Below are 25,496 nucleotides of genomic sequence, written 5' to 3' on the forward strand. Positions count from 1 at the left end.
CATCCAGTTTGGATGAGTCCCGCGGACGACCACGCCGGATGCATCGTTATGCACTTGACAAGCTCGCGTGTCCGCCTGTTTTTGGCAGACGGCAACCCTCGCTTGCGCGCAAGTGTAGGCGATCAAATTAATTTAGGGGATTTTTTTGGGAAACTGGTGTGAATACTGATAGCGTTTATCCGGCGAGGTCGAATAACCCATGCCGTTGACACCCCGGAGAATGGCTCTGCATGCGGGTTTCCGGGCAGTGCAACGATTGCGCGCAACCCTCCGCATGCAGCCGGACACCGCGTCGCGCGCATTTTTTAGTGGTTCGAATCGGCGTTTGCACTGAGTGCGTGACGAGCGAATGTCAATTCAAAGTCACACGTCGGACCATGCTCAAGCAGTCCGACATCGATGCAACATCAGACGGGTGCTCTGCTGGAATTCACCGTAAGGCCGTTTGCGCGGATGCGGCGACGCCGGCCAGCGCAGCCCGCCACTCCGCTTCGAGTTCCGCCATCAATTCGGCCGCGCCGATGCCTTCGCGGCGCTTCCGCCCCATCGATGCACCCTGTCCCGACCACAACGACAGATATTCGCTCTTGCCCGCACCCGCCGCGGTTCGCCGCAGTTCCTGCGTGAGCGCGTTCTGCACCGGATACGGCGCGATGCGTTCCGGGTGTTCGCTCAACTGTTCGATGATCGTATTACGGATACCGCGTGCATGACGTCCGGTGATCGCGCGCGTCACGGTTGTCGACGTATCGTCGGCCGTGCGAAGGCGCGCTTTCCACACGTCGGGAATCGCGCTTTCCGCAGTGGTGAGAAACGCGGTGCCCATCGCGGCCGCCTGCGCGCCGAGCGCGAGTGCCGCGACGATGCCGCGGCCGTCCATGATGCCGCCCGCCGCGAGCACCGGCAGCCCCGTCGCATCGACGAGCATCGGCACCAGCGCCATCGTGCCGACGAGCGCATCCTCGAAGCGGCCGATGAACGTGCCGCGATGCGCGCCCGCTTCCGAACCCTGCGCGACGATGCCGTCCGCGCCCGCATCGCGCCACGCGATGCCTTCGGCCGTGTTCGTCGCGGTGCCCATCACGAAGCTGCCCGCGGCCTTGAGTCGCGCGACGTCCGCATCCGGCAGGACATTGAACGTGAAGCTGACCACCGGCACGCGCAGTTCGACGAGCATGTCGAGCTGCGCGCGAAAATCCGGCGCATAGCGTTCGAGCGCCTTGCCCGGCGGCAGGCCGATTTCGGCGCGCAGCGGATCGATGGCGTCGAGCGCGCGGCGCACCGTCGCTTCGTCCGGCGATGCGCGATCGAGCACGAACAGGTTCACGCCGAACGGCCTGTCCGTCAGCGCGCGGATCGCCGCGACGTCCTTCTGCATCCGTTCTGCGTCGAGCGCTGCGCCCGCGAGAAAACCGAGGCCGCCCGCATTGCTCACGGCCGCGACGAGTTCCGGCGTGGTGGGCCCGCCCGCCATCGGCGCCTGCACGATGGGTACGCGCATGCCGAACCGTTCAGCGAACGGCGATGCGAAGCGCGCTGTGTGTTGACTGGTATTCATGATGGATTCCTTTCCGACACGTCCATGACACGACGGCGACGCCATGCTGCTCACAGCGCCAGGCCGGAACCGCGACGCACGCGCCACGGTAGACACGATCGACTCTACCGAAGCGCACGTCGCCGGGAAAATGAATAATCGAGATCGTTTCAATCCGCTTACGAGAACGTGGCTTGCGGCGCAGGAAAACCGGACACGCGAAGAAAGCGCGGGGAAGACGAACAAAAGGCGCGCACGCGGCCCCGGCACTGCAGCGCGAAACGTTTGGTGGCACACTGGGCGCCCCGTATTCACCCCGTATCAAGGATCAAGGAGAGCAACGTGAGCGTGACTACCCGCTGGATCGATATCCCGACGGACAAAGATGGCTTCGAAGGCTATCTGGCGCTGCCGAAAGCCGGCAAAGGTCCGGCAGTCGTCATCATTCAGGAGATCTTCGGCGTGAACGGGCATATCCGCTCGGTCGCCGAACAGTACGCGCAGGATGGCTACGTCGCGATCGCGCCGGACATCTTCTGGCGCACGCAGCCGCGCGTCGAGCTGGTCTATGCCGGCGCCGATCGCGACAAGGGCATCGAACTGATGCAGAAGACCGACATCAAACAGACGGTTGCGGACCTCGGCGCTACGGCGAAGCTGCTGCGCTCGCTGCCGGAAGTCACGGGCAAGATCAGCGCGATCGGCTACTGCTTCGGCGGCCTGCTCGCGTATCTGACGGCCGCGCAGGGTACGGTCGATGCAGCGGTCGCGTACTACGGCGGCGGCATCCAGCGCAATCTCGACGAAGCCGCGAAGGTCAAGGTGCCGATGCAGTTCCACTACGGCGAACTCGACGCGCACATTCCGCAGTCGGATGTGGGTCAGGTGAAGGAACGCTTCATCGGCCGCGACGACGTCGAGTTTCACATCTACCCGAACGCCGATCACGGCTTCAACTGCTCCGAGCGCGCGTCGTACAACCAGCACGCGTCGGCGCTCGCGCACGGCCGCACGCTGACATTCCTGGGCGAACGCCTGTAAGCTTGCGCGGAATGCACACCGGGGAGGCCGAGCGCACGTGCAATCCGACGACTATCTCGCCCGCGACGCGATCGGGCTCGCCGATCTCGTTCGCCGCGGCGAAGCCAGTCCGCGCGAACTGATCGACATCGCGATCGCTCGCGCGGAAGCGGTCAATCCCGCAATCAACGCGATCGTGCTGAAGGACTACGATGCCGCGCGCAAGCGTGCATCGGCCTGGAACGGCGACGCGGGCGCGGCCGGCGCGCTCGCCGGCGTGCCGTATCTGATCAAGGATCTCGGCGCGCCCGTCGCGGGCCTGCGGATGTCGCTCGGCAGCCGCCACTATCGCCACTACGTGCCGAAGGAAGACGCGCCGATCGTCACGCTGTCGAAGGCCGCCGGCCTCAACATCTTCGGCAAGACCAACACGCCCGAGCTGGGCCAGATGCCTTTTACGGAGCCCGAACTGTTCGGCCCGTGCCGCAACCCGTGGAACCTGGATCACACGCCGGGCGGTTCGAGCGGCGGTGCGGCCGCGGCCGTCGCGGCCGGCATCGTGCCGATGGCGCATGCGTCCGATGGCGGCGGCTCGATCCGCATTCCCGCATCATGCTGCGGCCTGTTCGGTCTGAAGCCGTCGCGCGGACGCGTGACATCGGCGACGTTGCCGACGCCGGGGGAACTCGGCGTCGATCACGTGATCTCGCGCAGCGTGCGAGACAGCGCGTATCTGCTCGACCTCACGTCGGGCAACGCCGACCGCCCACCGGGCGCGCCGGGCACGTTCCTCGGTGCAGTCGGCCTGCCCGGTGCGCCGGTGGAAAGCGGCAAGCGTCTGCATATCGCGTTCGTCGCGGACCCGATGTTCGCGGAAGCGCTATCGTCCGACGCACGCGATGCGATCGACGATGCCGCGCAGCTCGCCGCAACGCTCGGTCACACGATCGAACCGGTGTCGCTGGGTCTCGATTTCCCTCTGCTGCGCGAAGCGTTTCTGATGCTGTGGTCGGTGGTGGCCGAAGAGTTCGTGCTGAACGCCGCGAACATCAGCGGACAGAAACCGCATCGCGACGAGTTCGAAATCGCGACATGGGCGATGGCGCACATCGGCCGGCGCCTCGGTCGGCGTGGCCTCGCGGACGCGCTCGAAGAACAGCGACGCGTCACCACGACGCTCACCGATCTGCTGAACCGCTACGACGTGCTGCTGTGCGCGACGCTCGCGGGCGCGCCGCTGAAGATCGGCGAGCGGCAACCGACGCAGTTCGAGCGCGTGCAGATGCGCGCAGTCACGGCGATGCCAGTCGAAGCGCTGATGCGCAAACTCCTTACCGAAGTGTCGAACAAGGCATTCGCGTGGGCGGGCTGTACCGAGCTCTTCAATCTCACCGGTCAGCCGGCGATGTCGGTGCCGCTCTTCTGGAATGCGCGCGGCCTGCCGATCGGCGTGCAGTTCGCCGCGCGCGAGGGCGGCGAAGCGACCCTGCTGGCGCTCGCCGCGCAGCTGGAACAGGCGCGGCCATGGTTCGATAAACGCCCGCCGCTGGTGCGCGCGCGCTGACGTTGAACCCCACACCTCACGCCGGCTTGCGCCGCGCGTCGAGGTCCGCGTGACGCATCGCCGGAATGCAGGCCACGGCGCCCATCGACAGCGCAAGCCCCGCCATCACGTACCACGTCGGCGCGAGCGGCGAGCCGGTCGTCTTGATGAGCCACGTGACGACGAGCTGCCCGCCGCCGCCGAACACCATCACCGCGAAGTTGTACGAGATCGCGAGACCCGTCGAACGCACGTTGGCGGGAAACAGCTCGGCGATCAGCGCGCCGAACGGACCGTAGTAGCCCGACAGCGTGGTCGACAGCACAGCCTGCACGAGAATCAGACGCGGCACGCTCGGCGCCGCATCGAGCCACGAGAAGAGCGGGTACATCAGCACCAGCGTCAAACCCAGCGACCACAGCGACAGGCCCTTGCGCCCGATCCGATCCGACCACGCACCCGCGACCGGCGACAGCGCCGCGAGCAGCAGATTGCCGACGATCACCGCATAGAACGACTCCGAATACGAGAGCTTCAGCTGCGTGACCGCGAAGGTCGGCAGATACGCGATCAGCACGTAAATGGTGACCGTCAGCGCGATCACGAGGCCGAAGCCGCACAGCACCTCGCGGCTGTGTCCCGCGAACACCTCGCGCAGCGTCGCGCGGCGCGCGCTCTTCTGCGCGTGCAGGAAGGCTTCGGAGTCCGTGAGACGACGGCGGATGTAGTAGCCGACCGGCCCGATCGCGAGGCCGACGAGAAACGGCACGCGCCAGCCCCACGCGCGCAGCGAGTCGGCCGGCAAACCGCGCGTGACGAGTGCACCGACGATCGCGCCGAGCAGCAGCGCGGCCGCCTGACTCGACATCTGCCAGCTGCCGTAGAAACCGCGGCGCGAAAACGGTGCGGCTTCGATCAGCAACGCGGTGGAGCTCGCGAATTCGCCGCCGGCGGAGAAGCCTTGCAGCAGCCGTCCGAGCACGACGATCAGCGGGCCCGCAATGCCGAGCGCTGTATACGGCGGCGCGATCGCGATCAGCAGAATGCCCAGCGTCATCAGCGCGATCACGAGCGACATCGCGGCTCTGCGGCCCGCGCGATCCGCGTACAGGCCGAACACGATGCCGCCGATCGGCCGCATGCAGAACGCGACGCCGAAGGTCGCGGTGGCGTAGAAGAGTGACGAGTAGCTGTTGGCCGCGGGAAAGAACAGTTCCGCGATGATGACGGTGGTCAGGCCGAAGACGGTGAAGTCGTACCACTCGAGCGCATTGCCGATCGCGGCCGCCGCGACGGCTCGTCGGTTGAGGCTCCGGAATGCTGACGCCATCGGGATCTCCCGTCCTCGAGCGATGCCCTGCATTGGATAAGACTCGCGCCCGCGTTCGAAGTGCCGCGCGGCGCATGCGCCATGAAAAGCCCGTGATATCGCTTCGCGCCGCGCTTCGTGCATGACAGCGCGCGGCCGGCAGGGGTGCACATGCACTCACCCTGCGACTCGCGAGTGTAAAGAGCACATCAGACGTTTTCAAGCGACAAAAGGCGCCTGTGTCATTCGACAACAGGCGCCCGATGAGAAATGTGCGGACGCGCCCGTATCCGCGGGTCGCGTCTTGTGCGGTGCATCATGCCGTGATAGAACGTGGCCGCACGTCAGGGCTGCGAACTATCGGCTCCTGGGCGCCCACGATCGGTGCAAAAGCCTCGCGCGATCACGCCTTCTTGTTGTACGCGCTGCACCAGCCCTTGCCCGACACCTGCTTGCCCGCGAACATCGGGCACGGTGCGAACGCATCGCCGGCTTTGCCCTGGTAAAAGCTGCAGTTGTCGCATTCCTGGCCTGCCGCGTACTTCGCGTACTTGGCCTTGTCGACCTTGGATGCGTCGGCTTTATAGCCAAGCGCCTGGGCGGTGGGATCGGTTTCGGCGACTTTCGGCGCGTCGGCGAAAGCCTGTCGGGACAGCGCGAGCGATGACGCGACGCCGATGCTCGTGATCAGAAACGTACGACGGGACGATTTCATGGGGACTCACTCCATTGTGTCTTTGCTTTGATACGCACCGTTCTGCGACGGCGGCCCCCAAGCATAGCAACGATGGTCGTGCGCGTGAGCACCGAAATGGCGGACATAACCGAATCCGTACTGCGTGACGCGGGATGCCGACTCGCTCAGGCGCTCACGAATTCACCCATCCGAGCAGGCATGCGCGCACTCATGCGCGCCCGGCCAGCTCGCACACCCGCTGCGCGATCGCGAGCGACGCCGTGAGTCCCGGCGACTCGATCCCGAACAGGTTCACGAGCCCGCGCACGCCGTGCGCGGCCGGCCCCTGGATCACGAAGTCCGCGGCGGGTTCGCCGGGCCCCGACAGCTTCGGCCGGATGCCCGCGTACGCCGGCTGCAGCGCGTCGTCGGGCAGCGCCGGCCAGTACGCGCGGATCGCCGCGTAGAACGACTCGGCGCGGCGCGGATCGACGTCGTAGTTGATCGTGTCGACCCATTCGACGTCCGGACCGAAACGCGCCTGGCCGCCCAGGTCGATCGTCAGATGCACGCCCAGACCGGCTTCGTTCGGCATCGGATAGATCAGCCGCGAGAACGGCGCGCGCCCCGAGATGCTGAAGTAGTTGCCGCGCGCCAGATAGAGCGGCGGCACGTGACGGCGGTCCAGACCGCGGATGCGCTTGGCCAGCGCGTTCGCGTGCAGCCCCGCGCTGTTGATCACGCAGCTCGCGCTGAGGGTGGTGGGCGATGTGCCGCCGACCTGGATCGTGAAGCGGCCATTGGTCGCCTCGATCGCTTCGACCGGCGAGTGGAACGCGCAGATCGCGCCGTCGCGCTCGGCATCGCCCTGTAGCGCGAGCATCAGCTGATGGCTGTCGACGATGCCCGTCTGCGGCGAAAACACCGCTTCGTAGCATTCGAGCGCGGGTTCGAGCGCCTGCGCTTCCGCGCCGCTGATCCGCATCAGGTCGAGCACGCCGTTTTCCTTGCCGCGCGCGAGGATGCTTTCGAGCTGGGGCACCTGGTTGCGCGCCGTCGCCACGAGCAGCTTGCCGCAACGCTGATGCGGCACGCCGCGCGACGCGCAGTACTCGTACAGCATCTCGCGGCCATGCACGCAGAGCGTCGCCTTCAGCGAGCCGCGCGGATAGTAGAGGCCGGCGTGAATGACTTCGCTGTTACGCGAACTCGTGCCGACACCGATCGCCTCGGCCGCTTCGAGCACGATCACCTCGCGCCCGCGCATCGCAAGCGCGCGGGCGATCGCCAGCCCGACGACACCCGCGCCGATCACCACACATTCGATCTGATCCATGTTCACCCGCACGACGACGCGCGTCGCGCCTGAAAATTGGCCGCCTGCACAAGGCAGTCCGGCGGTCGCGCCTCAGTCCACCCGGCGCGCTTTCAAAAATTGTACGCCGCAGCCCGCGCATCCGACTGTGCTCCCGGCGACATGCCGTGTCTGCCGTCGAACATGACCGATAGTGTTGCGTCATCAGCAATAGTTGCCATGGCATTCAACTTGCAGACCGCAACTCAAACCGGCCACGCGCGAAACTGGCCGGTTTAATGCGCGAAACAGGCCAAAAATCGCCCGGATTCTGCAAAAAGCTCAGAATCCGATCGGCTTGCGGCGGGTGCCGTGATCGAGCCGGATATCCTGCGGCTCGATCTGGTCGCGGCTCGCGATCCGCGCGCTGCCGAAGCCATTCAGGATCGCCCGCCGCATCTCGCGCGGCGAACCGGCGGCGAGCACGTCGAGCGTGGCATCGCCGATCTGCTCGGGGAAGCGCGAGCCCCAGCCGTGCGCGGTGCGGATCTCGTGATAGATCGCCTGCGCGATGCGGCGCGCGCCCTCGCGGTCGGGCGCGGGAATCTCGTAGACGTTCATCCGGTTCAGGATCGGCTCGGGGATCGCGGCGGCATCGTTCGCGGTCGCGATCCAGATCACGTGACCCGCGTTGATCGGAATCTCGGCGAACTCGTCGATGAAGCCTTGCGCGGTGTCGTGTTCGAGCAGCGCGTAGAGCGCGCCGAGCGGATCGTATTGCGAGTCGCCGGTGGCCTTGTCGATCTCGTCGACGGTGATCACCGGGTTCGCGTAACTGCCGTTCACGAGCGCCTCGAACACCTTGCCCGGTTTCGCGTTCTTCCATTGCGACGACGCGCCCGACAGGATCCAGCCCGCCGTCAGCGAGCTCATCGCGACGTACTGATACGCGGTGCCGAGCAGGCGCGCCAACTGCTTCGCGAAGTGCGTCTTGCCGATGCCGGGGTCGCCGAGCAGCAGGATCGGCATCAGTTCGAGACGGTCGTCGGTTTCGAGGCAGAGCGCGACCTGCTTGCGGACATCGTCGAGCGGCTCGGCAAAGTTGGGGAGGGTGCCGATCAGGTCGTTGATCGACGGCATGCGGTTCGGCTTCACGCAGAAGCGCAGATTGCCGACCCGGATCATTTTTTCGTAAGTTGCGCGCAGTGCTTCGTTCGCGCCATCGCCGAGTTCGTTCAGCGCGGTCTCGACGTGGTCGAGATCGTAGACCTTGCTGAACGATGCCACCGCGATTTCCTGTTTCACCATGGCTGTTGTCATCGCTCACCCCGTTTTGTCGGTCCTGCCCGTTGCAGCTTCTCGTGAAAGCTGCTCCGGTTTCAGTGTAACGACGCACAGATCGCACGCAAGCCAGCAGCCGCAAGGCTCTGCTGCTAACACGGACGGGTTGGCGTCTGCGCTGAACCTGGCCCCGCATTCGCGGTCAGAAAAGGCAGCGCCCAGGCGAGGCGCGTAAGATAAACCTCCGCCGTTCGCGGTTCAACGTACCCGACGGCGCAGTCTTTTCTGGAGATGCCACCCAATGTGGAAAACCAGTTTCGTCGGCGTGCTGCTCGGCGCCACGCTGATCGCGCAGTCCGCTCCGACGCTCGCTCAGGTGCCCGCCCAGCAGGCCGTACAGTGGCAGATCGACGTGATGCGCGACGGTCAGATGGTCGACTCGTTCAGCGCGACGACCACCGTCGGCCAGGCGCGCACCGATACGCACCACCATCCGGTCACGCACGATGTCGGCTGCAAGAATGAACCGGCCGGCAGCATCGACCTGTCGCGCACGCTGACGGTCTCGCCGCTCAACGCGGACCCGAATCACGTCACGCTCGCGATCGAAGCGCAGGAAACGCTCGAAGACGACAGCCATCCGATCACCATCGAAGGCTGCAAGCTGCCGCCGCAGCCGCGCCAGGTGAGCGCGAGCCACCCCGGCATGGTGCTGAACGGCGACGAGTGGAACAGCTGGACGATCGTCGACAAGAACCCACAGCTCGTCTACCGCGTGCGTGCCCATCTCGTGAGCCAGCCGTGAAAACGCACCTGACGCGTGCGAAAGCGCTCGTGATGCGCAATCGCAAGCTGCATGACGAGCGCCGCACCTTGACACCGCACGACGTGGATCGTGGCATGCGAAATCTCGAACAAGCGGTAGCCGATACCGCGCCTGACCGCGATTTCATCGCGGTCAGCTGGAATCTTCACAAAGGCCGCTCGCCGCTCGGTTTTCAGGCGTGGCAGGCGATGCAGCGCTGGGTTCAGTCCACGCACGCGGACGCGTATTTCCTGCAGGAAGCGATGGCGCGGCGCATGCCGGCGCCGGTGCTGTCGTCCACCTTCGGCGCGCAGCTCGGCGATCCGCTCGAAGACGTCTGGCACTGCCAGGCGACCGAGATCGCTCGCTCGCTGCAGTTGCAGATCGCGCTCGGCCCGAACGTGTTCAAGCCGTCCTGGCGGCATGGCAACGCGATCCTGTCGCCGCATCCGCTCGACCTCGGCGGCCGCTGGGACATTTCGGCACACCGCTTCGAGCGACGCGGTCTGCTGGTGGCGCGCGCAACCTTCGCTGGCCAGTCGGTCACGCTGCTGTGCGCGCATCTCGCGTTGACGCGCCAGGCGCGGCTGCGCCAGATGGAGTGGATCGCCCACTGGATCGCGAAGGAAGCGCCCGAGGGCCCGCTCGTGCTGGCGGGCGACTTCAACGACTGGCGCAACGACTCGGTGCCCCTCTTCGGCGAGCACGACATGCAGGAAGTGGCGACGCTGCTCGGCGAGCCGGCGCGCACGTTTCCCGCGTTCTCGCCCGCGCTCGCGCTGGACAAGATGTTCGTGCGCGGCATGAAGCCGGTCGAGCGGATCCAGCCGGCGCAGGAAACCGCGTGGCTGTCCGATCATCTGCCGTATATCGCGCGGCTGCGGATTGCCTGAGCCGGTGCGGCGTTTCGCAGTTCGAGCGTCGAATTCAGCGCTTCAGTGAGCCTTCGTCCTGCTACCGCGCGCAAAATCCACGCTGCAAAAGCCCCGCCGCGACGCGCGGCTAATCGGCCCCATCCCGAAACTTCAAGTATCATCGACGGTCCGTCGTCCGGATCGCTGACGCACGTGCGATCCCGGTCCGCTGGCCGTAGGCGGCACCGTAGCGCTTCACTCCAGTGCTTCGACACCGCGAGACACGCAACGCCACCCCGGCGTGTCCGAACCCGCGCCGCCACCCTCCGGCAGCAGGCGCGGTAAAATAGCGGATTGCGCATCGTCTTGCCGTGTTATTTGCGCTGCTTCGCCGCTTTCCGTGTGTTTTTGCGTGCCGTTTCCGCGGGCCGAGTATTTTCGCCGTCTCGCGCTTTTCGCGCCCGCCGACACGTTCGTCTGGCCGCACTGTTTTCGCACCATCCAGGAATCATGAGCAACCTGAATCCACAAACCGTCCTGAGCGTCCATCACTGGACCGACACGCTTTTCAGCTTCACCTGCACGCGCGACGCGGCGTTCCGCTTCGAAAACGGCCAGTTCACGATGGTCGGCCTCGAAGTCGAGGGCAAGCCGCTGATCCGCGCCTACAGCATGGCGAGCGCGAACTACGAAGAGAACCTCGAATTCCTGAGCATCAAGGTGCAGGACGGCCCGCTGACGTCGCGGCTGCAGCACCTGAAGGTGGGCGACCAGGTGCTGATCGGCAAGAAGCCGACCGGCACGCTGATGGCCGACAACCTGCTGCCCGGCAAGACGCTGTGGCTGCTCTCCACCGGCACGGGCCTCGCGCCGTTCATGTCGATCATTAAAGATCCGGACGTGTACGACCGCTACGAGCGAGTCGTGCTGACGCACACCTGCCGTTTCGTCGACGAGCTCGCGTACAAGGAATACATCACCGACCATCTGCCGGCGCACGAGCATCTGGGCGAGCTGATTCAGGAAAAGCTGGTCTACTACCCGACAGTCACCCGTGAAGCGTTCGCGAACCGCGGCCGCATCACCGACCTGATCGAGACGAAGAAGCTGTTCGAAGACCTCGACCTGCCGCACTTCTCGCTGGAAAACGACCGCGTGATGCTCTGCGGCAGCCCGCACATGCTGCGCGACACGCGCGAACTGCTGGACAGCATGGGCTTCCAGGAAGGCAGCAACAACAAGCCGGGTCACTACGTGATCGAAAAGGCGTTCGTCGGCTGATTTTTGCGGCGCCTGGGTGCGCCGCTGGCGGAATCAGGAAAACCGGAGCTCGTGAGGGCTTCGGTTTTTTTATTTGTTGATTCGAGCATCGCCAACGGTCCAGGCGGGCTGCCGTTGCGCCCAGCCGTCAAGGCATGCGTGCGGCCTGTCCCTGCTTCGTCAGTAGCGAGACCGCTTTCCTGTCGAAGGACACGAAAGTTTCCGCGCCTAGCCAGGTGCCGTCATACGCGATGACGCCGTCCGCAAAATCTCCGCCGGCTTCGAGAATCGCGAGGCCAGCCTCGACTGCCGGGCGGTTCATGACGACTTTGTCCGTGGCGATCAACGCGCGGATTGCCGCGGCAATGTCGACGGTGCCAAAGCTGTAGACCCTGCGCAGCACCCAGATGAACTCGCACAGGCACGGCAACGAAACCGCAATCAGCGAAGCCTCTTTCAGTACTTTGTCCGCAGCACGCGCTTGCGCCTCATCGTCCCGCACGACACCGCGAACCAGCACATTCGTATCGACGGTGACCTTCATTCCTCACCTGCCCAACCTGCGGCGGCGGCGTCGTTCATTTCCTCGATGGTTGCGACCTTTCTGGTCTTGCCCGCAAGCAAGCCGAGAAAGCCGTCGATCGTTCCGGTCGACCGGGCGGCCTTCAATTCGGCCCGGCCATCGGGTAACAGGTCCAGTTCGACCTTCTCGCCAGGCTTGATACCGAGGTGCTGCAGTACCTCTTTCCGAAATGTCACCTGGCCCCGCGCGGTGACGGTTAGCGTGCTCATGTCGCTACCTCCATTGATCAATGGCTAAATTGTAATGCAAATATGCATTACCTCCAAGACTGCAGACCAGAAGGGACCAGGTGGGTTACAAATTCCGACGCCAGGGTTACCCCGAACTGTCGGATTTTTCCGACATGCGAGCGCGTTTGTCACATTGTTCTCATGATGATTTGCTTCAAATGTGCACGCTAAGTATTGAAGAAACTGCAATTTTTCTTTTTTTAAGATATGATCGCGGCGCAATGCGTATGGAATTAACATTCACATCCGCATCGCGCCCTGCATGTAACCAATTGTAAATTTCGTTACGTCTTTCGTAGCGAAAACATCCGTCGCGGCAGTAGGCGACGGTCCAGCTTGTCAGGCCAGAAAATCGCATGATGCTTTTTGCATTCGCGCCATCGACGCGCACCGGGCTCGCAGTCAGAGCCGCTTCCTGAGAGGGAGAGTCATGGATACGTCGATCGTCGTTCCGGTCAACCTGCATGCTGTTTCGTTATCGCCCGAAGCCGGCGAGGCGCTGCCACCGTCGTTCGATCCGCTCGTCGAAGTCCGCGCCGCCGCGAAAGTGTCGGCCGCCGCGCTGTCCACCGAATCCCCCGATCCTGTCGAAGTCGCCGAACTGCGTGAACGCGTGCGCGCGCTCGCCGCGGCGCTCGTCAGCGCGCAGGAAGCCGCGCACCGCCACATCGCGCGCGAGCTGCACGACAGCGCCGGCGCGGAGCTGACCGGTGCGCATTTCTCGCTTGCCGGCATCGACACCTGGCTGCCCGCCGACGCGCCGCCACAGTGCGTCGACGCGCTCGCCGCCGCGCAGCGCTCGCTCCAGGCCGTCTGCGAGACGACGCGCCGCATCGTCGCCGATCTGCATGGCCCGACGCTCGAGCGCGGCCTCGTCAACGCGCTGTCGCGCTGGACCCGCGAATTCGCGAGCCGCACCGGGCTGCGCGTGAGCCTCACCACCGCTGCCGACCGGCGCCTCGCCCGGCTGCCCGCGGAGTCCGCGCTGGCCGTGTTTCGCGTCGCGCAGGAGGCGCTGAACAACGTCGCGAAGCACGCGAGGGCATCGGCCGCTGACATCGCGATCGAACACGACGACGAGTTCCTCACGCTGATCGTCAAGGACGACGGCATCGGCGCCACCGAACGCCGCCGCAGCGGCCAGTTCGGCATCGGCGGGATGCGGGCGCGCTGCGAAGCCTTCGACGGCACGTTCCAGATCGACCTCGCGAAGCCGGGTGAACGCAAGTCACGTGGCAGCAAGACCGGCACCGCAGGCACCACGGTCCGCGCGAGCTTCGCATGGCGCGCACTGCTCGCGCGCGTCGAAGCCGACGCGCCGCGCGTCACGTCGCGCGCATCGCGTGCGCCCCGTACATCGCGCAAGCAGACCAGCACGAAGGGTTCATGAGCCTGCGCATCCTCCTCGTCGACGATCACATCGTCGTGCGCCAGGGCGTACGGCAGTTGCTGCTCGATCGCGGGATCGCGCGGCACGTGGTGGAAACCGATACCGGCAGCGCCGCGCTGATGAGCGTGTCGAACGAACCGTTCGACGTCGTGCTGCTCGACATCTCGCTGCCCGACATGAACGGCGTCGAAGTGCTGAAGCGCATCAAGCGCAAGTCGCCGCGCATGCCGGTGCTGATGTTCTCGATGTATCGCGAGGACCAGTACGCGGTGCGTGCGCTGAAGGCAGGCGCGGCGGGCTATCTGTCGAAGACGGTCGACGCGGCGCAGATGACGGGCGCGATCCAGCAGGTCGCGGCCGGCCGCAAGTACGTGAGTCCGGCGATGGCCGAGGCGCTCGCCGACTACGTGTCGTTCGACGGCGAGCAGCTTCCGCACGAAAAGCTCTCCGACCGCGAGTACCAGACGCTGTGCATGCTCGCGTCCGGCAAGCGGCTGACCGACATCGCGGAGACGCTGTCGCTGTCGGTGAAGACGGTCAGCGTGTACCGCACGCGTCTGCTCGAAAAGATGAAGCTCAAGAACAACGCCGAGCTCACCTTCTATGTGATGAGCAACCGGCTCGTCGACCTGAATCCGGTGATGACCGCCTGAGCGGCGCGCCTTCCCCTCCATCCCTCCGATGCGTCGTTTTGCCCCCGCCGGCCAGGCGCGGCGCGCGCATCCGCTAAACTCGCGGGTTTTCCCTGACCAAGGCGCCGCCGCAAGCCGCGCCCAAGAGAAGACTCACCGCACATGTCCCTTTTCCGCAAGAAAAACGTCGAGCACATGCTGGCCGGCGCGCAACAGGCTGGCTTGAAGAAAGCGCTCGGCGCGCTGGATCTCACCTTTCTCGGCATCGGCGCCATCATCGGCACCGGCATCTTCGTGCTCACCGGCACGGGCGCCGTGCAGGCCGGCCCGGCGCTGATGCTGTCGTTCGTGGTCGCGGCGATCGCCTGCTGTTTCGCCGCGCTCGCCTACGCGGAGTTCGCGTCGACGATTCCCGTCGCCGGCTCGATCTACACCTACTCCTACGCGACGCTCGGCGAACTGGCCGCGTGGATCATCGGCTGGGATCTGATGCTGGAATACGGACTCGCCACGTCGGCGGTGTCGGTCGGCTGGTCGGGCTATCTGCAGTCGCTGCTGGCGGGCTTCGGCGTGTCGCTGCCGGACGCCCTCACCGCTGCGCCCGGCGCAGTGCCCGGTCACGAGACGCTCTTCAACCTGCCCGCGTTCCTCGTGATGATGGCAATCACCGCGCTGCTGTCGGTCGGCGTGCGGGAATCGACGCGCATCAACAACGTGATGGTCGCGATCAAGGTCACCGTGGTGCTGCTGGTGATCGCGGTCGGCGTCTTCCACGTGAACCCGGCGAACTGGCATCCGTTCATGCCGAACGGCTGGAACGGCGTGTTCGGCGCGGCCGCGGTGATGTTCTTCGCGTTCATCGGCTTCGACTCCGTGTCGTCCGCCGCCGAAGAGGTGAAGAACCCGAAGCGCGACCTGCCGATCGGCATCATCGCGTCGCTGATCGTCTGCGCGATCCTGTACGTGGTGGTGGCCGCCGTCGTGACCGGCATCGTGCCGTCCGCGCAGTTCGCGAACATCTCGCACCCGGTGTCGTACGCGCTGCAGGTGGCCGGACAGAAGTGGGTGGCGGGCTTCATCGATCTGGGCGCGGTGCTCGGCATGCTGACCGTGATCCTCGTGATGAGCTACGGCCAGACGCGCGTGATCTTCGCGATGTCGCGCGACGGGCTCTTGCCGGGCGCACTGTCGCGCGTGCATCCGCGCTTTGCGACGCCGTTCCTGACCACGTGGCTCGTCGGCATCTTCTTCGGGCTGATCGGTGCGCTCGTGCCGCTCAACGTGCTCGCGGAGCTGATCAACATCGGCACGCTCGCGGCGTTCTCGATGGTGTCGGTCGCCGTGCTGATCCTGCGCCGAACGCACCCGCATCTGCCGCGCGCGTTCCGCTGCCCGGGCGTGCCGGTCGTGCCGCTGCTGGCCGTTGCGTCGTGCGTGTTCCTGATGCTCAACCTGCAGCGCACGACGTGGATCGCGTTCGTGGTGTGGCTCGTGATCGGGCTCGTCGTGTACTTCGGCTATTCGCGCCGCAGGTCGCTGCTCGCGAACTGAGCGTGACTCGCGTTTGATTCTGCTGCGCCGCCCTCACCGGCGACGCAGCACGCACAACAACGAACGCAAGATTCCGGACCCCACAAAGAAGAACCTTGAATCGAACCGGGCCGGGCAGGGAAAAAATCCATAAACGCCGCCCCTGTTTTGTGCTTTACTTTTCGCTAGAACCATAAAAGTCCTCACCGACCAACCCCGACCCTCATAGCAGGTAGCGGCAGGTAGTGACTCCGGGCCGGAGCGGGTCTCATCCATTGGAGACAGTTCATGGCGATCAGCATCCGTCTGACGGTCAACGGCAATCCCGTGACCGCCAGCGTCGAACCTCACACCTTGCTAGTCCAGTTCCTGCGGGAGCAGCTGCATCTGACCGGCACGCACGTCGGCTGCGACACCGCGCAGTGCGGCGCGTGCACCGTGCACCTGGACGGCCGCGCGATCAAGTCGTGCAACATCCTCGCGGTCCAGGCGGAAGGCGCCGACGTGACGACGATCGAAGGCCTCGCGAAGAACGGCGAACTGCACCCGATGCAGGCCGCGTTCCGCGAATGCCACGGCCTGCAATGCGGCTTCTGCACGCCCGGCATGGTGATGGCCGGGACCGCGCTTGCGGCGAACTGCCCCAACCTCACCGAAGCCGAGGTGCGCGAACAGCTCGACGGCAACCTGTGCCGCTGTACGGGCTATCACAACATCGTCAAGGCAGTGCTCGCCGGCGCCGAAGGCATGAAGGCCGGCGCGGCATCCAGAACCACGGCCACCGCCTGAGGAGACGACGATGAACGCACCCGACAACCATCGCATGATCGGCGCGCCGGTCAAGCGCAAGGAAGACTTCCGTTTCCTCACCGGCGCCGGCCAGTACACCGACGACGTCGTGATGCCCCAGCAGACCTATGCCGTGTTCGTGCGCTCGTCGCACGCGCATGCGCGCATCAAGCGCGTCGACACGAGCGCGGCGAAGCAGTCGCCCGGCGTCGTCGCGATCTTCACCGGCGCGGACGTGCAGGCGGACAACGTCGGCGGCCTGCCGTGCGGCTGGCTGATCCACAGCATCGACGGCACGCCGATGAAGGAGCCGGCGCATCCGGTGATCGCGCATACGAAGGTGCGCCACGTCGGCGACCAGGTCGCGATCGTGATCGCCGAATCGGTGAAAGAGGCGAAAGACGCCGCCGAGCTGATCGAGGTCGACTACGACGAGCTGCCCGCCGTCGTCGATACCGCGCATGCCGCGGACGCCGGCCAGGCCGCGGTGCACGACGACGTGCCCGACAACACCTGCTACACGTGGGGCCACGGCGACAAGGCCGCGACCGATGCCGCGTTCGCGAAAGCCGCGCACGTGACGACGCTCGACATCGTGAACAACCGCCTCGTGCCGAACGCGATCGAGCCGCGCGCCGTGAACGCGTCGTACTCGCCGCACGACGACAGCTACACGGTCTACGTCGCGAACCAGAACCCGCACGTCGAGCGCCTGCTGATGGCCGCGTTCGTGCTGGCGCTGCCGGAATCGAAGGTGCGCGTGGTCGCGCCGGACGTGGGCGGCGGCTTCGGCTCGAAGATCTTCCTGTACGCGGAAGACGTCGCGCTCACGTGGGCGTCGAAGAAAGTGCGCCGGCCGATCAAGTGGACCGCCGAGCGCTCCGAGGCGTTCCTCTCCGACGCGCACGGTCGCGATCACGTGACGAAGGCCGAACTCGCGATGGACGCCGACGGCAAGTTCCTCGCGATGCGCGTGCATACGATCGCGAACATGGGCGCGTATCTGTCGACCTTCGCGTCCAGCGTGCCGACTATCCTGTACGCGACGCTGCTCGCCGGCCAGTACACGACGCCCGCGATCTACGCCGAAGTGAAAGCGGTGTTCACGAACACGGTACCCGTCGATGCGTATCGCGGCGCCGGGCGGCCGGAAGCGACCTATGTGGTCGAGCGGCTCGTCGAAACCGCCGCGCGCGAGATGAAGCTCGATCCGGCGGAAATTCGCCGTCGCAACTTCATCAAGGCGTTCCCGTACGCGACGCCGGTCGGCCTCACCTACGACACCGGCGACTACGAAGCGTGCCTCTCCCGCGCATTGCAGCTCGCGGACGTCGAAGGCTTCGCGGCACGTCGCGCGGAATCGGAAAAGAACGGCAAGCGGCGCGGCCTCGGCTACTCGTGCTACATCGAGGCATGCGGCCTCGCGCCGTCGAACATCGCGGGCGCGCTCGGCGCGCGGGCGGGCCTCTTCGAAGCCGGCGAAATTCGCGTGCATCCGACGGGCTCGGTCACCGTGTTCACCGGCTCGCATAGCCACGGTCAGGGACACGAAACCACGTTCGCGCAGGTGGTCGCGGACCGTCTCGGCATTCCGCTCGAAAACGTCGAGATCGTGCACGGCGACACCGGCCGCATTCCGTTCGGCATGGGCACGTATGGCTCACGTTCGATCGCGGTGGGCGGCTCGGCAATCATGAAAGCGCTCGACAAGATCGAGTCGAAGGCGAAGAAGATCGCCGCGCATCTGCTCGAAGCGTCGGCGGACGACATCGAGTTCAAGGACGGCGTATTCCGCGTGGCCGGCACCGACCGCACGAAGACCTTCGTCGACGTGTCGCTCGCCGCGTACGTGCCGCACAACTATCCGCTCGACAAGCTCGAACCGGGCCTCGACGAAAGCGCGTTCTACGACCCGACCAACTTCACGTATCCGGCCGGCGCGTACCTCTGCGAAGTGGAAGTCGACGTCGATACCGGCGAGACGCGCATCGAGCGCTTCACCGCCGTCGACGACTTCGGCAACGTGATCAACCCGATGATCGTCGAAGGCCAGGTGCATGGCGGGCTCGGCCAGGGCATCGGCCAGGCGATGCTGGAGCGCTGCGTGTACGACAACGAGACCGGCCAGCTGCTGTCCGGCTCGTACATGGACTACGCGATGCCGCACGCGTCCGACCTGCCGTCGTTCACCGTCGAAACCGCAAAGGGCACGCCGTGCACGCACAATCCGCTCGGCGTGAAAGGCTGCGGCGAGGCGGGCGCGATCGGCTCGCCGCCCGCGGTGATCAACGCGATCCTCGACGCGCTCGCACCGCTCGGCGTGACTGACCTGCAGATGCCCGCGACGCCGCACCGCGTGTGGTCCGCGATTCATGCAGCCCAGTCGGCTCAACATTAACGGAGGCGCCACCATGTATTCATTCGACTACCAACGCGCCACCGAACCGAAAGACGCCGTCTCGGCACTGCAGGCGGATAGCGACGCGAAATTCCTCGCCGGCGGCCAGAGCCTCCTGCCGACGATGCGTTTGCGTCTCGCGCAACCGTCGAAGCTGATCGACGTCACGCGCATTGCGGCGATGAAGGCGATCCGCGTCGACGGACAGACGGTGTCGATCGGCGCGGCTGTGTGCCACGCGGACGTCGCCGCGAATGCCGACGTGGCGCGCGCGCTGCCGGGACTCGCGTTCCTCGCGTCGCAGATCGGCGACCGTCAGGTGCGCGCGCTCGGCACGATCGGCGGCTCGCTCGCGAACAACGATCCCGCCGCGTGCTACCCGGCCGCCGTGCTCGCGCTGAACGGCACGGTCGTCACCGACCGCCGCCGCATCGCCGCCGAGGATTTCTTCGTCGGCATGTACGAGACCGCGCTCGCAGCCGACGAGCTGATCACGTCGGTCGAATTCCCGGCCGCGGAAAAATCCGCGTACGAGAAATTCCGCAACCCGGCCTCGCACTTCGCGCTGGTCGGCGTGTTCGTCGCGAAGACGGGCCAAGGCGTGCGCGTCGCGATCACGGGCGCGGCGTCGTCGGTGTTCCGCTCGCCTGAACTGGAGCAGGCGCTATCGGCAAATTTCACGCCGGAAGCGGCGCGCGGCGTGACGGTGTCGTCCGGCGATCTGCAGACCGACCTGCACGCGAGCGCCGAATACCGCGCGCATCTGATTCCGGTGCTCGCGGCGCGCGCGGTCGCGAAGGCGAACAGCTAGCTGCGCAGACGGGGCCAGTCCGTGGGCGCGCATGCGACCCACGGACGTACAACGTGAGAAGATCAGGTGACGGCAGGCGGCCCGGTGCATCCGGGCCGCCTCGCCGCACCCTCCCGCGCCCGGATCAGGATCCGCCATGCAGCCAGCCTCGATCGACGAAACCCATGCGCAGTTGAACGCGCAAGGCTATTTCGCCAGCCGCGAACTTGCGACTGCGCTCTTTCTCGCGCTGAAGATGGAGCGGCCGCTGTTCGTCGAAGGTGAGCCCGGCGTCGGCAAGACCGAGCTCGCGAAGGCGGCGGCCGGCATGCTCGGCACGTCGATGCTGCGGCTGCAATGCTACGAAGGTCTCGATACCGCAAGCGCGCTTTACGAGTGGGACTACCCACGACAGATCATGGCGCTGCGTCTCGCGGAAGCGGCGGGCGAAACGCCGCGCAACGACACGCTCTATCGCAGCGAATTCCTGCTGAAGCGACCGCTATTGCAAGCGTTGTTGCCCGACGAACAACAGCCCGGCGTGCAGCGCGTGTTGCTGATCGACGAGATCGATCGCGCCGACGAACCGTTCGAAGCGTTCCTGCTCGAACTGCTGTCCGATTTCCAGGTGTCGATTCCCGAGTACGGCACGGTGCGTGCCGAGCATGCGCCGCTCGTCGTGATGACGTCGAACCGCACGCGCGAAGTGCACGACGCGTTGAAGCGCCGCTGCCTCTATCAATGGGTCGGCTATCCGGATCGCGAACGCGAACTCGAGATCGTCGCCGCGCGCGCCCCGCAGACGTCGGCCGATCTGCAGCGGCGAGCGGTCGGCTTCGTACACCAGCTGCGCACGATGGACCTGTTCAAGGCGCCCGGCATCGCCGAGACGATCGACTGGTGCCGCGCGCTCGCGGCGCTCTCAGTGACGGAGCTCGATCCGCAGTCGGTGCAGGACACGCTCGGCGTGCTGCTGAAGTACCAGGACGACCTCGCGCGGCTCGATCACGACCGCATCGCGCAGTGTCTCGCCGAAGCGCAGTGACACGATCATGAGCACGCCGACGTACGACCACGCCCCGCCGATCGCACGCAACGTCGTGCATTTCGTGCGCGTGCTGCGCGGCGCCGGGCTGCCGATGTCGCCGGCGCAATCGGTCGATGCGCTCGATGCATTGCGCTACATCGATCTGTCGCAGCGCGACGACGTGCGCGCCGCGCTCGCCGCCGTGCTCGTGTTCGCACCGGACGAACGGCCGCTCTTCGACGCCGCGTTCGACCTCTTCTGGCACGCACCCGACTGGGAAGGCAAGCTGCGCGCGCTGCTGCTGCCGAAGGTGCAAGGTGGCCTGCCGCCGCCGAAGCGCAACAACCGTCTCGCCGACGCGCTGGCGGTGCGCCCGCCGCCCTCAGCCGCTGCACGGCCCAACGCTCAGCAGACCGAACAACGCGAGCTGCACGCGAACGTCACGTTCAGCGCGGAAGAGCGCCTGCGTCACCGCGATTTCGACACGCTCACCGCCGACGAATGGCGCACGCTGCGTCATCTGATCCGCGCACATCGGCTGCCGCTCGCGACCGAACCGACGCGCCGGATGAAGGCATCGTCGCGCGGCACGCACGCGGATCTGCGCGCGAGCGCGCGCCACGCGGTGCGCGCGGGCGGCGACTGGACCGTGTGGAAGTACCGCGCGGTCGTCGAACGCAAACCGCCGCTCGTGCTGATGCTCGACATCTCCGGCTCGATGAGCAGCTATTCGCGCGCGGTGCTGTACTTCTGCCACGCGCTACTGCAATCGCGCGAGCGCCTGCAGGTGTTCCTGTTCGGCACGCGGCTCACCAACGCGACGCGCGCGCTGCGCGAGCGCGATCCCGATGTCGCGATCGCGACGATCGCCGAGCAGGTGGTCGACTGGTCGGGCGGCACGCGCATCGGCGGCGCGCTCGCGGAATTCAACCGCCGCTGGGCACGTCGCGTGCTGGGCGGACGGGCCACCGTGCTGCTCGTCACCGACGGTCTGGATCACGAAGCGATCGACGTGCTCGAACACGAGATGGCGCGCCTGCACCGCTTCGCGCATCGCATCGTGTGGCTCAACCCGCTGTTGCGCTACACCGCATTCGCGCCGAAAGCGCGCGGCGTGCAGGCGATCCTGCCGCACGTCGACGCACACCGGCCGGTTCACAACCTCGAATGCCTGGCCGCGTTCGGCCAGGATCTCGCGCAGCTCGCGCGCGTGCCGCACGCGTCGCCGCGACACCCACCATCTGGAGGAGACACGCGATGGAACTGACGGAAAGCTACATGCTGCCCGTGCCGCAGCAACGCGCATGGGAAGCGCTCAACGACACGGCGATCCTGCGCGCGTCGATTCCCGGCTGCGACAACATCGAAGCCGAAGGCGAGAACGAATACGCGCTGTCGATGAGCGCGTCGGTCGGACCGGTGAAGGCGCGCTTCAAGGGACGCATGCTGCTCACCGACGTCGATGCGCCGCACACCTACACGATCGTGTTCGAAGGCCAGGGCGGCGGCGCAGGCTTCGGCAAGGGCAGCGCGCGCGTGGTGCTGGAGCCTGAAGGCGACGCGTCGACGAAGCTCACCTACACGGCGAGCGCGCAGATCGGCGGCAAGCTCGCGCAGATCGGCTCGCGGCTCGTCGACGGCGCGGCGAAGAAACTCGCGGGCCAGTTCTTCAAGCGCTTCAGCGCGCAGGTGACCGGCGAAGGCGCCGACGAAGCCGCCGACGCACCCGCGGACGATGACGCATAATCGAAGCATCAGGTACGCGCGCGGTGGCCCTATCGTCGGCGCGGCCAGGCTCAAAGGAATGGTCACATCATGGACAGCGTGGATCTCGAGGTCCTGAAGTCCAGCGCGCGCTGGCTCGACGAAGGGCATCGCGTGCTGCTCGTTACCGTCGTGAAGACGTGGGGGTCGTCGCCGCGCCCCGAAGGCGCGATGCTCGCGGTACGCGACGACGGCCTCGTGGTCGGCTCGGTGTCGGGCGGCTGCATCGAAGACGACCTGATCGACCGCGTGCGCCAGCGCGGCATCGAGCAGACGCATCCCGAAGCGGTGAAGTACGGCATCACCGCGGAGGAAGCGCATCGTTTCGGTCTGCCATGCGGTGGCACGATCCAGCTCGTGCTCGAACCGCTGACGAAGGCGAGCGGCGTCGCCGATCTCTGCGATGCGGTAGAGCGTGGCGAACTGGTGGCGCGTACGGTCGAGATGAAAACGGGCCGCGCGCGCATCGGTCCTGCGCAGGCCACCGATGGCGTCGACTTCAACGACGAGCGCCTGTTGACTATTCACGGGCCGCGCTACCGGATGCTCGTGATCGGCGCGGGGCAGCTGTCGCGCTACCTCTGCCAGATCGCGGTGGGACTCGACTATCAGGTCACCGTGTGCGACCCGCGCGAAGAATACACGGACGAGTGGAACATCCCCGGCACGAAGGTCGTACGCACGATGCCCGACGATACCGTGCTCGACATGAAGCTCGACGAGCGCTGCGCGGTGATCGCGCTCACGCACGACCCGAAGCTCGACGACCTCGCGTTGATGGAAGCGCTGAAAACGCCGGCGTTTTACGTCGGCGCGCTAGGCTCGCGCCGCAACAACGCGGCGCGGCGCGAACGGCTGAAGGAGTTCGATCTGAACGACGCCGAGCTCGCGCGCCTGCATGGACCCGTCGGCATCTACATCGGCAGCCGGACGCCACCGGAGATTGCAGTGTCGATTCTTGCGGAAGTGACGGCGGCGAAGAACGGCGTGTCGTTGCCCACGCTCTTGCAGGTGGAAGGTGCGAAGGCTGCGCGTGAAGTCACGGCGAGCGGAGATGCGTGCCGCGTGTAGCGCGGCACCTTCGTCACGCGACGCGCCAGTTCGAAACTAGATCGGCCACAGCGGCCCTTCCTGCATCGCGCCGATCTGCTCGCGCAGTTCGAGAATCCGGTCTTCCCAGTAGCGCTGCGTGTTGAACCACGGAAACGCGGCCGGAAACGCCGGATCGTTCCAGCGCCGCGCGAGCCACGCTGAGTAGTGAATCAGCCGCAGCGTGCGCAGCGCCTCGATCACATGCAGTTCGCGCGGCTCGAACTCGCAGAAGTCCTCATAACCCGCCAGCAGATCCGTCAACGCTTTCGACGCCTCGTTGCGCTCGCCCGGCAGCAGCAGCCATAAATCCTGGATAGCGGGACCCATCCGGCTGTCGTCGAAGTCGACGAAATGCGGACCGGCATCCGTCCACAGTACGTTGCTCGGATGGCAGTCGCCATGCAGTCGCACGTGCGGCAGTTCGCCCGCGCGCTCGAACGCATGCTCGACGCCTTCCAGCGCGAGCTTCACCGCGGCGTCCCAGGCGGTGCGCACATCGTCGGGCACGAAGTCCTGCGAGAGCAGGAACTCGCGTGGTTCATAACCGAAGCTCTGGATGTCGAGCGTGGGCCGGTGCTGGTACGGATGCGTCGCACCGACTGCATGAATGCGCCCGATGAAGCGGCCGAGCCACTCGCGCGTATCGCGCCGGTCGAGGTCGGGCGCGCGGCCGCCGCGGCGTTCGAAGATCGCGAAACGAAAACCGTCGAAGCTGTGCAGCGTGTGGCCTTCATAGGCCTTCGCGGGCACGGCGGGAATTTCGCGTGCCGCGAGTTCGGCGACGAATGCGTGCTCTTCGAGGATCGCTTCGTCGCTCCAGCGCTCCGGCCGATAGAACTTCGCGACGACCGGCGGGCCATCTTCGATGCCCACCTGGTAGACGCGATTTTCGTAGCTGTTGAGCGGCAGCATCCGGCCGTCGGTGCGCGCGCCGGCCTGGCTTGTGACGCTGTCGATCGCGTCGAGCACGCATTCAGGCGTGAGCCGCGCGAAGGGAACGCCGGTGGAGTCCTCCGCGTTCGGGGTGTCGTCGAGTGGTGTGTTCATCCCCGCATTGTGCGCCGCGTCGCCGTCAAAGACGAGCGCGGCCCACGCAGCGCTGCGGAATGCTCACCCGTAGCGAAGCAACGTCAACGCGCGTCAATGAACCTGGGCACTGGCCGGGCGCACGAAATCGCCCGTGTCGATCAGGTCTTCGAGGAAGAAGGGCTCGGTGTTCAGTTGCGCGGACGCGCCGGGCTCGCCGACGTACCACGTCACCATGGCCATGTCCCCAAGAATGCGCATGACGATGCCGCGTGCGCCCTGGGGCACGGCGATATGCACGGAGCGGACAATGGAACCGACTTGCATGATATTTCCCCGTTCTGCTGCTGCCGGTTCATTCACCCTCAGTGATGCACCGGTCAGCGTGACACGAAAAAGCGGCGCTTCGATGATCCCGCCGCGCGAACCTGAACCGGACAGCGCGATCCACACGGCGTAATCCCATTGTTAACGTTTTAGGCCATATTGAAAAGCACAAAAACAACGGGGCTTTCCGCGCGATTCGCCAGATAAGACTTACGAAAGTCTGACGGCGACCCTTGTAACATGTCGTGATATAGCGCTTCTCAGCGATAACCCTGAAATTCCGGCGAAAGGTACCGGCAGCCGAGGCTTAAAGGTTATAGTCCTGTCGCGCCGGCGCGA

23 protein-coding genes and 1 pseudogene are annotated in these 25,496 nt (G+C 65.8%); 15 read left to right on the forward strand and 9 right to left on the reverse strand.

The window, feature by feature from the left end; genetic code table 11:
• Positions 1-430: 430 nt before the first annotated feature.
• Positions 431-1,558, reverse strand: coding sequence for an NAD(P)H-dependent flavin oxidoreductase (locus tag DVS29_RS18020; protein WP_118181827.1), 1,128 nt, complete (start codon positions 1,556-1,558; stop codon positions 431-433).
• A 321-nt stretch (positions 1,559-1,879) separates the two neighbouring features.
• Here DVS29_RS18020 and DVS29_RS18025 point away from each other — a divergent pair, with 321 nt between their 5' ends.
• Positions 1,880-2,578 carry a dienelactone hydrolase family protein gene (locus DVS29_RS18025; protein ID WP_118181828.1) on the forward strand — a complete coding sequence of 233 codons (699 nt, stop codon included), beginning with the start codon at positions 1,880-1,882 and terminating at the stop codon, positions 2,576-2,578.
• 37 nt (positions 2,579-2,615) lie between these two features.
• A complete protein-coding gene (locus DVS29_RS18030) occupies positions 2,616-4,121 on the forward strand; it encodes an amidase (protein ID WP_118181829.1) in 1,506 nt (501 codons plus the stop codon).
• 16 nt (positions 4,122-4,137) lie between these two features.
• Here the strand turns inward: DVS29_RS18030 and DVS29_RS18035 are convergent, their stop codons facing one another.
• The 4 genes from DVS29_RS18035 to DVS29_RS18050 all read right to left on the reverse strand — a co-directional run bounded on the left by DVS29_RS18035 (position 4,138) and on the right by DVS29_RS18050 (position 8,699).
• The gene (locus tag DVS29_RS18035; protein ID WP_118181830.1) at positions 4,138-5,430 is read right to left on the reverse strand and encodes an MFS transporter; all 1,293 of its coding nucleotides are present in this window, start codon (positions 5,428-5,430) and stop codon (positions 4,138-4,140) included.
• Positions 5,431-5,812: 382 nt separating this feature from the next.
• Positions 5,813-6,124, reverse strand: coding sequence for a high-potential iron-sulfur protein (locus DVS29_RS18040; protein ID WP_118181831.1), 312 nt, complete (start codon positions 6,122-6,124; stop codon positions 5,813-5,815).
• 190 nt (positions 6,125-6,314) lie between these two features.
• Positions 6,315-7,421, reverse strand: coding sequence for an NAD(P)/FAD-dependent oxidoreductase (locus tag DVS29_RS18045; protein WP_118181832.1), 1,107 nt, complete (start codon positions 7,419-7,421; stop codon positions 6,315-6,317).
• Between the two features lie 300 nt (positions 7,422-7,721).
• Positions 7,722-8,699, reverse strand: coding sequence for an AAA family ATPase (locus DVS29_RS18050; protein ID WP_118181833.1), 978 nt, complete (start codon positions 8,697-8,699; stop codon positions 7,722-7,724).
• A gap of 262 nt (positions 8,700-8,961) precedes the next feature.
• On the opposite strand from DVS29_RS18050, the gene DVS29_RS18055 reads away from it, so the two are divergent.
• From DVS29_RS18055 to DVS29_RS18065, 3 genes are all read left to right on the forward strand, one after another.
• Positions 8,962-9,465 carry a hypothetical protein gene (locus DVS29_RS18055; protein WP_118181834.1) on the forward strand — a complete coding sequence of 168 codons (504 nt, stop codon included), beginning with the start codon at positions 8,962-8,964 and terminating at the stop codon, positions 9,463-9,465.
• Positions 9,466-9,560: 95 nt separating this feature from the next.
• Complete coding sequence (locus DVS29_RS18060) at positions 9,561-10,358, forward strand: endonuclease/exonuclease/phosphatase family protein (RefSeq protein WP_118181876.1); 798 nt, start codon at positions 9,561-9,563, stop codon at positions 10,356-10,358.
• Between the two features lie 471 nt (positions 10,359-10,829).
• Positions 10,830-11,600, forward strand: a complete 771-nt coding sequence (locus DVS29_RS18065) for a ferredoxin--NADP reductase (protein WP_118181835.1) — start codon at positions 10,830-10,832, stop codon at positions 11,598-11,600.
• Between the two features lie 127 nt (positions 11,601-11,727).
• Here the strand turns inward: DVS29_RS18065 and DVS29_RS18070 are convergent, their stop codons facing one another.
• Both DVS29_RS18070 and DVS29_RS18075 read right to left on the reverse strand, forming a co-directional pair.
• Positions 11,728-12,123 (reverse strand): type II toxin-antitoxin system VapC family toxin, encoded by a 396-nt coding sequence (locus DVS29_RS18070; protein ID WP_118181836.1) that lies wholly within the window; start codon positions 12,121-12,123, stop codon positions 11,728-11,730.
• A complete protein-coding gene (locus DVS29_RS18075; protein ID WP_118181837.1) occupies positions 12,120-12,371 on the reverse strand; it encodes an AbrB/MazE/SpoVT family DNA-binding domain-containing protein in 252 nt (83 codons plus the stop codon). The genes DVS29_RS18070 and DVS29_RS18075 overlap by 4 nt, the downstream gene beginning before the upstream one ends.
• 451 nt (positions 12,372-12,822) lie before the next feature.
• Here DVS29_RS18075 and DVS29_RS18080 point away from each other — a divergent pair, with 451 nt between their 5' ends.
• From DVS29_RS18080 to DVS29_RS18125, 10 genes and pseudogenes are all read left to right on the forward strand, one after another.
• Complete coding sequence (locus tag DVS29_RS18080; RefSeq protein WP_118181838.1) at positions 12,823-13,782, forward strand: sensor histidine kinase; 960 nt, start codon at positions 12,823-12,825, stop codon at positions 13,780-13,782.
• Entirely contained in the window at positions 13,779-14,435 is a 657-nt protein-coding gene (rqpR, locus tag DVS29_RS18085) for a response regulator transcription factor RqpR (RefSeq protein ID WP_118181839.1), read from the forward strand. Before DVS29_RS18080 ends, rqpR begins: the two co-directional genes overlap by 4 nt.
• A 141-nt stretch (positions 14,436-14,576) precedes the next feature.
• Positions 14,577-15,965 (forward strand): branched-chain amino acid transporter BcaP, encoded by a 1,389-nt coding sequence (locus DVS29_RS18090; RefSeq protein WP_118181840.1) that lies wholly within the window; start codon positions 14,577-14,579, stop codon positions 15,963-15,965.
• Between the two features lie 267 nt (positions 15,966-16,232).
• Positions 16,233-16,733, forward strand: coding sequence for a (2Fe-2S)-binding protein (locus tag DVS29_RS18095; protein ID WP_118181841.1), 501 nt, complete (start codon positions 16,233-16,235; stop codon positions 16,731-16,733).
• Positions 16,734-16,743: 10 nt separating this feature from the next.
• Positions 16,744-19,131 carry a xanthine dehydrogenase family protein molybdopterin-binding subunit gene (locus DVS29_RS18100; protein WP_118181842.1) on the forward strand — a complete coding sequence of 796 codons (2,388 nt, stop codon included), beginning with the start codon at positions 16,744-16,746 and terminating at the stop codon, positions 19,129-19,131.
• 13 nt (positions 19,132-19,144) lie between these two features.
• Positions 19,145-19,942, forward strand: a complete 798-nt coding sequence (locus tag DVS29_RS18105) for an FAD binding domain-containing protein (protein ID WP_118181843.1) — start codon at positions 19,145-19,147, stop codon at positions 19,940-19,942.
• Between the two features lie 136 nt (positions 19,943-20,078).
• Entirely contained in the window at positions 20,079-20,966 is an 888-nt protein-coding gene (locus tag DVS29_RS18110) for an AAA family ATPase (RefSeq protein WP_118181845.1), read from the forward strand.
• A gap of 7 nt (positions 20,967-20,973) precedes the next feature.
• A complete protein-coding gene (locus tag DVS29_RS18115; protein WP_118181847.1) occupies positions 20,974-22,215 on the forward strand; it encodes a vWA domain-containing protein in 1,242 nt (413 codons plus the stop codon).
• Positions 22,206-22,791: pseudogene (locus DVS29_RS18120) on the forward strand (CoxG family protein). Before DVS29_RS18115 ends, DVS29_RS18120 begins: the two are co-directional and overlap by 10 nt.
• On the forward strand, positions 22,764-23,783 hold the full coding sequence (locus DVS29_RS18125; protein ID WP_118181850.1) for an XdhC family protein: 1,020 nt from the start codon (positions 22,764-22,766) through the stop codon (positions 23,781-23,783). The pseudogene DVS29_RS18120 and the gene DVS29_RS18125 overlap by 28 nt, the downstream one beginning before the upstream one ends.
• 36 nt (positions 23,784-23,819) lie before the next feature.
• Here the strand turns inward: DVS29_RS18125 and DVS29_RS18130 are convergent, their stop codons facing one another.
• Both DVS29_RS18130 and DVS29_RS18135 read right to left on the reverse strand, forming a co-directional pair.
• On the reverse strand, positions 23,820-24,851 hold the full coding sequence (locus DVS29_RS18130; protein WP_118181851.1) for a serine/threonine protein kinase: 1,032 nt from the start codon (positions 24,849-24,851) through the stop codon (positions 23,820-23,822).
• Between the two features lie 93 nt (positions 24,852-24,944).
• Positions 24,945-25,157: a hypothetical protein gene (locus tag DVS29_RS18135; protein ID WP_118181853.1), complete on the reverse strand. Its 213-nt coding sequence runs from the start codon at positions 25,155-25,157 to the stop codon at positions 24,945-24,947.
• Between the last annotated feature and the right edge of the window lie 339 nt (positions 25,158-25,496).

The sequence above is a fragment of the Paraburkholderia phosphatilytica genome (assembly GCF_003443895.1).
Lineage (GTDB): Bacteria > Pseudomonadota > Gammaproteobacteria > Burkholderiales > Burkholderiaceae > Paraburkholderia > Paraburkholderia phosphatilytica.

What these genes read in the sequence shown, in the direction of transcription:
- DVS29_RS18040 (WP_118181831.1), bottom strand. Translation starts at nt 6,124, where the DNA reads ATGAAATCGTCCCGTCGTACGTTTCTGATCACGAGCATCGGCGTCGCG.
- DVS29_RS18100 (WP_118181842.1), top strand. Translation starts at nt 16,744, where the DNA reads ATGAACGCACCCGACAACCATCGCATGATCGGCGCGCCGGTCAAGCGC.
- DVS29_RS18130 (WP_118181851.1), bottom strand. Translation starts at nt 24,851, where the DNA reads ATGAACACACCACTCGACGACACCCCGAACGCGGAGGACTCCACCGGC.
- DVS29_RS18115 (WP_118181847.1), top strand. Translation starts at nt 20,974, where the DNA reads ATGAGCACGCCGACGTACGACCACGCCCCGCCGATCGCACGCAACGTC.
- DVS29_RS18035 (WP_118181830.1), bottom strand. Translation starts at nt 5,430, where the DNA reads ATGGCGTCAGCATTCCGGAGCCTCAACCGACGAGCCGTCGCGGCGGCC.
- DVS29_RS18050 (WP_118181833.1), bottom strand. Translation starts at nt 8,699, where the DNA reads ATGACAACAGCCATGGTGAAACAGGAAATCGCGGTGGCATCGTTCAGC.
- DVS29_RS18135 (WP_118181853.1), bottom strand. Translation starts at nt 25,157, where the DNA reads ATGCAAGTCGGTTCCATTGTCCGCTCCGTGCATATCGCCGTGCCCCAG.
- DVS29_RS18090 (WP_118181840.1), top strand. Translation starts at nt 14,577, where the DNA reads ATGTCCCTTTTCCGCAAGAAAAACGTCGAGCACATGCTGGCCGGCGCG.
- DVS29_RS18070 (WP_118181836.1), bottom strand. Translation starts at nt 12,123, where the DNA reads ATGAAGGTCACCGTCGATACGAATGTGCTGGTTCGCGGTGTCGTGCGG.
- DVS29_RS18065 (WP_118181835.1), top strand. Translation starts at nt 10,830, where the DNA reads ATGAGCAACCTGAATCCACAAACCGTCCTGAGCGTCCATCACTGGACC.
- DVS29_RS18045 (WP_118181832.1), bottom strand. Translation starts at nt 7,421, where the DNA reads ATGGATCAGATCGAATGTGTGGTGATCGGCGCGGGTGTCGTCGGGCTG.
- DVS29_RS18105 (WP_118181843.1), top strand. Translation starts at nt 19,145, where the DNA reads ATGTATTCATTCGACTACCAACGCGCCACCGAACCGAAAGACGCCGTC.
- DVS29_RS18060 (WP_118181876.1), top strand. Translation starts at nt 9,561, where the DNA reads ATGCGAAATCTCGAACAAGCGGTAGCCGATACCGCGCCTGACCGCGAT.
- DVS29_RS18095 (WP_118181841.1), top strand. Translation starts at nt 16,233, where the DNA reads ATGGCGATCAGCATCCGTCTGACGGTCAACGGCAATCCCGTGACCGCC.
- DVS29_RS18080 (WP_118181838.1), top strand. Translation starts at nt 12,823, where the DNA reads ATGGATACGTCGATCGTCGTTCCGGTCAACCTGCATGCTGTTTCGTTA.
- DVS29_RS18125 (WP_118181850.1), top strand. Translation starts at nt 22,764, where the DNA reads ATGGACAGCGTGGATCTCGAGGTCCTGAAGTCCAGCGCGCGCTGGCTC.
- DVS29_RS18110 (WP_118181845.1), top strand. Translation starts at nt 20,079, where the DNA reads ATGCAGCCAGCCTCGATCGACGAAACCCATGCGCAGTTGAACGCGCAA.
- DVS29_RS18020 (WP_118181827.1), bottom strand. Translation starts at nt 1,558, where the DNA reads ATGAATACCAGTCAACACACAGCGCGCTTCGCATCGCCGTTCGCTGAA.
- DVS29_RS18055 (WP_118181834.1), top strand. Translation starts at nt 8,962, where the DNA reads ATGTGGAAAACCAGTTTCGTCGGCGTGCTGCTCGGCGCCACGCTGATC.
- rqpR (WP_118181839.1), top strand. Translation starts at nt 13,779, where the DNA reads ATGAGCCTGCGCATCCTCCTCGTCGACGATCACATCGTCGTGCGCCAG.
- DVS29_RS18075 (WP_118181837.1), bottom strand. Translation starts at nt 12,371, where the DNA reads ATGAGCACGCTAACCGTCACCGCGCGGGGCCAGGTGACATTTCGGAAA.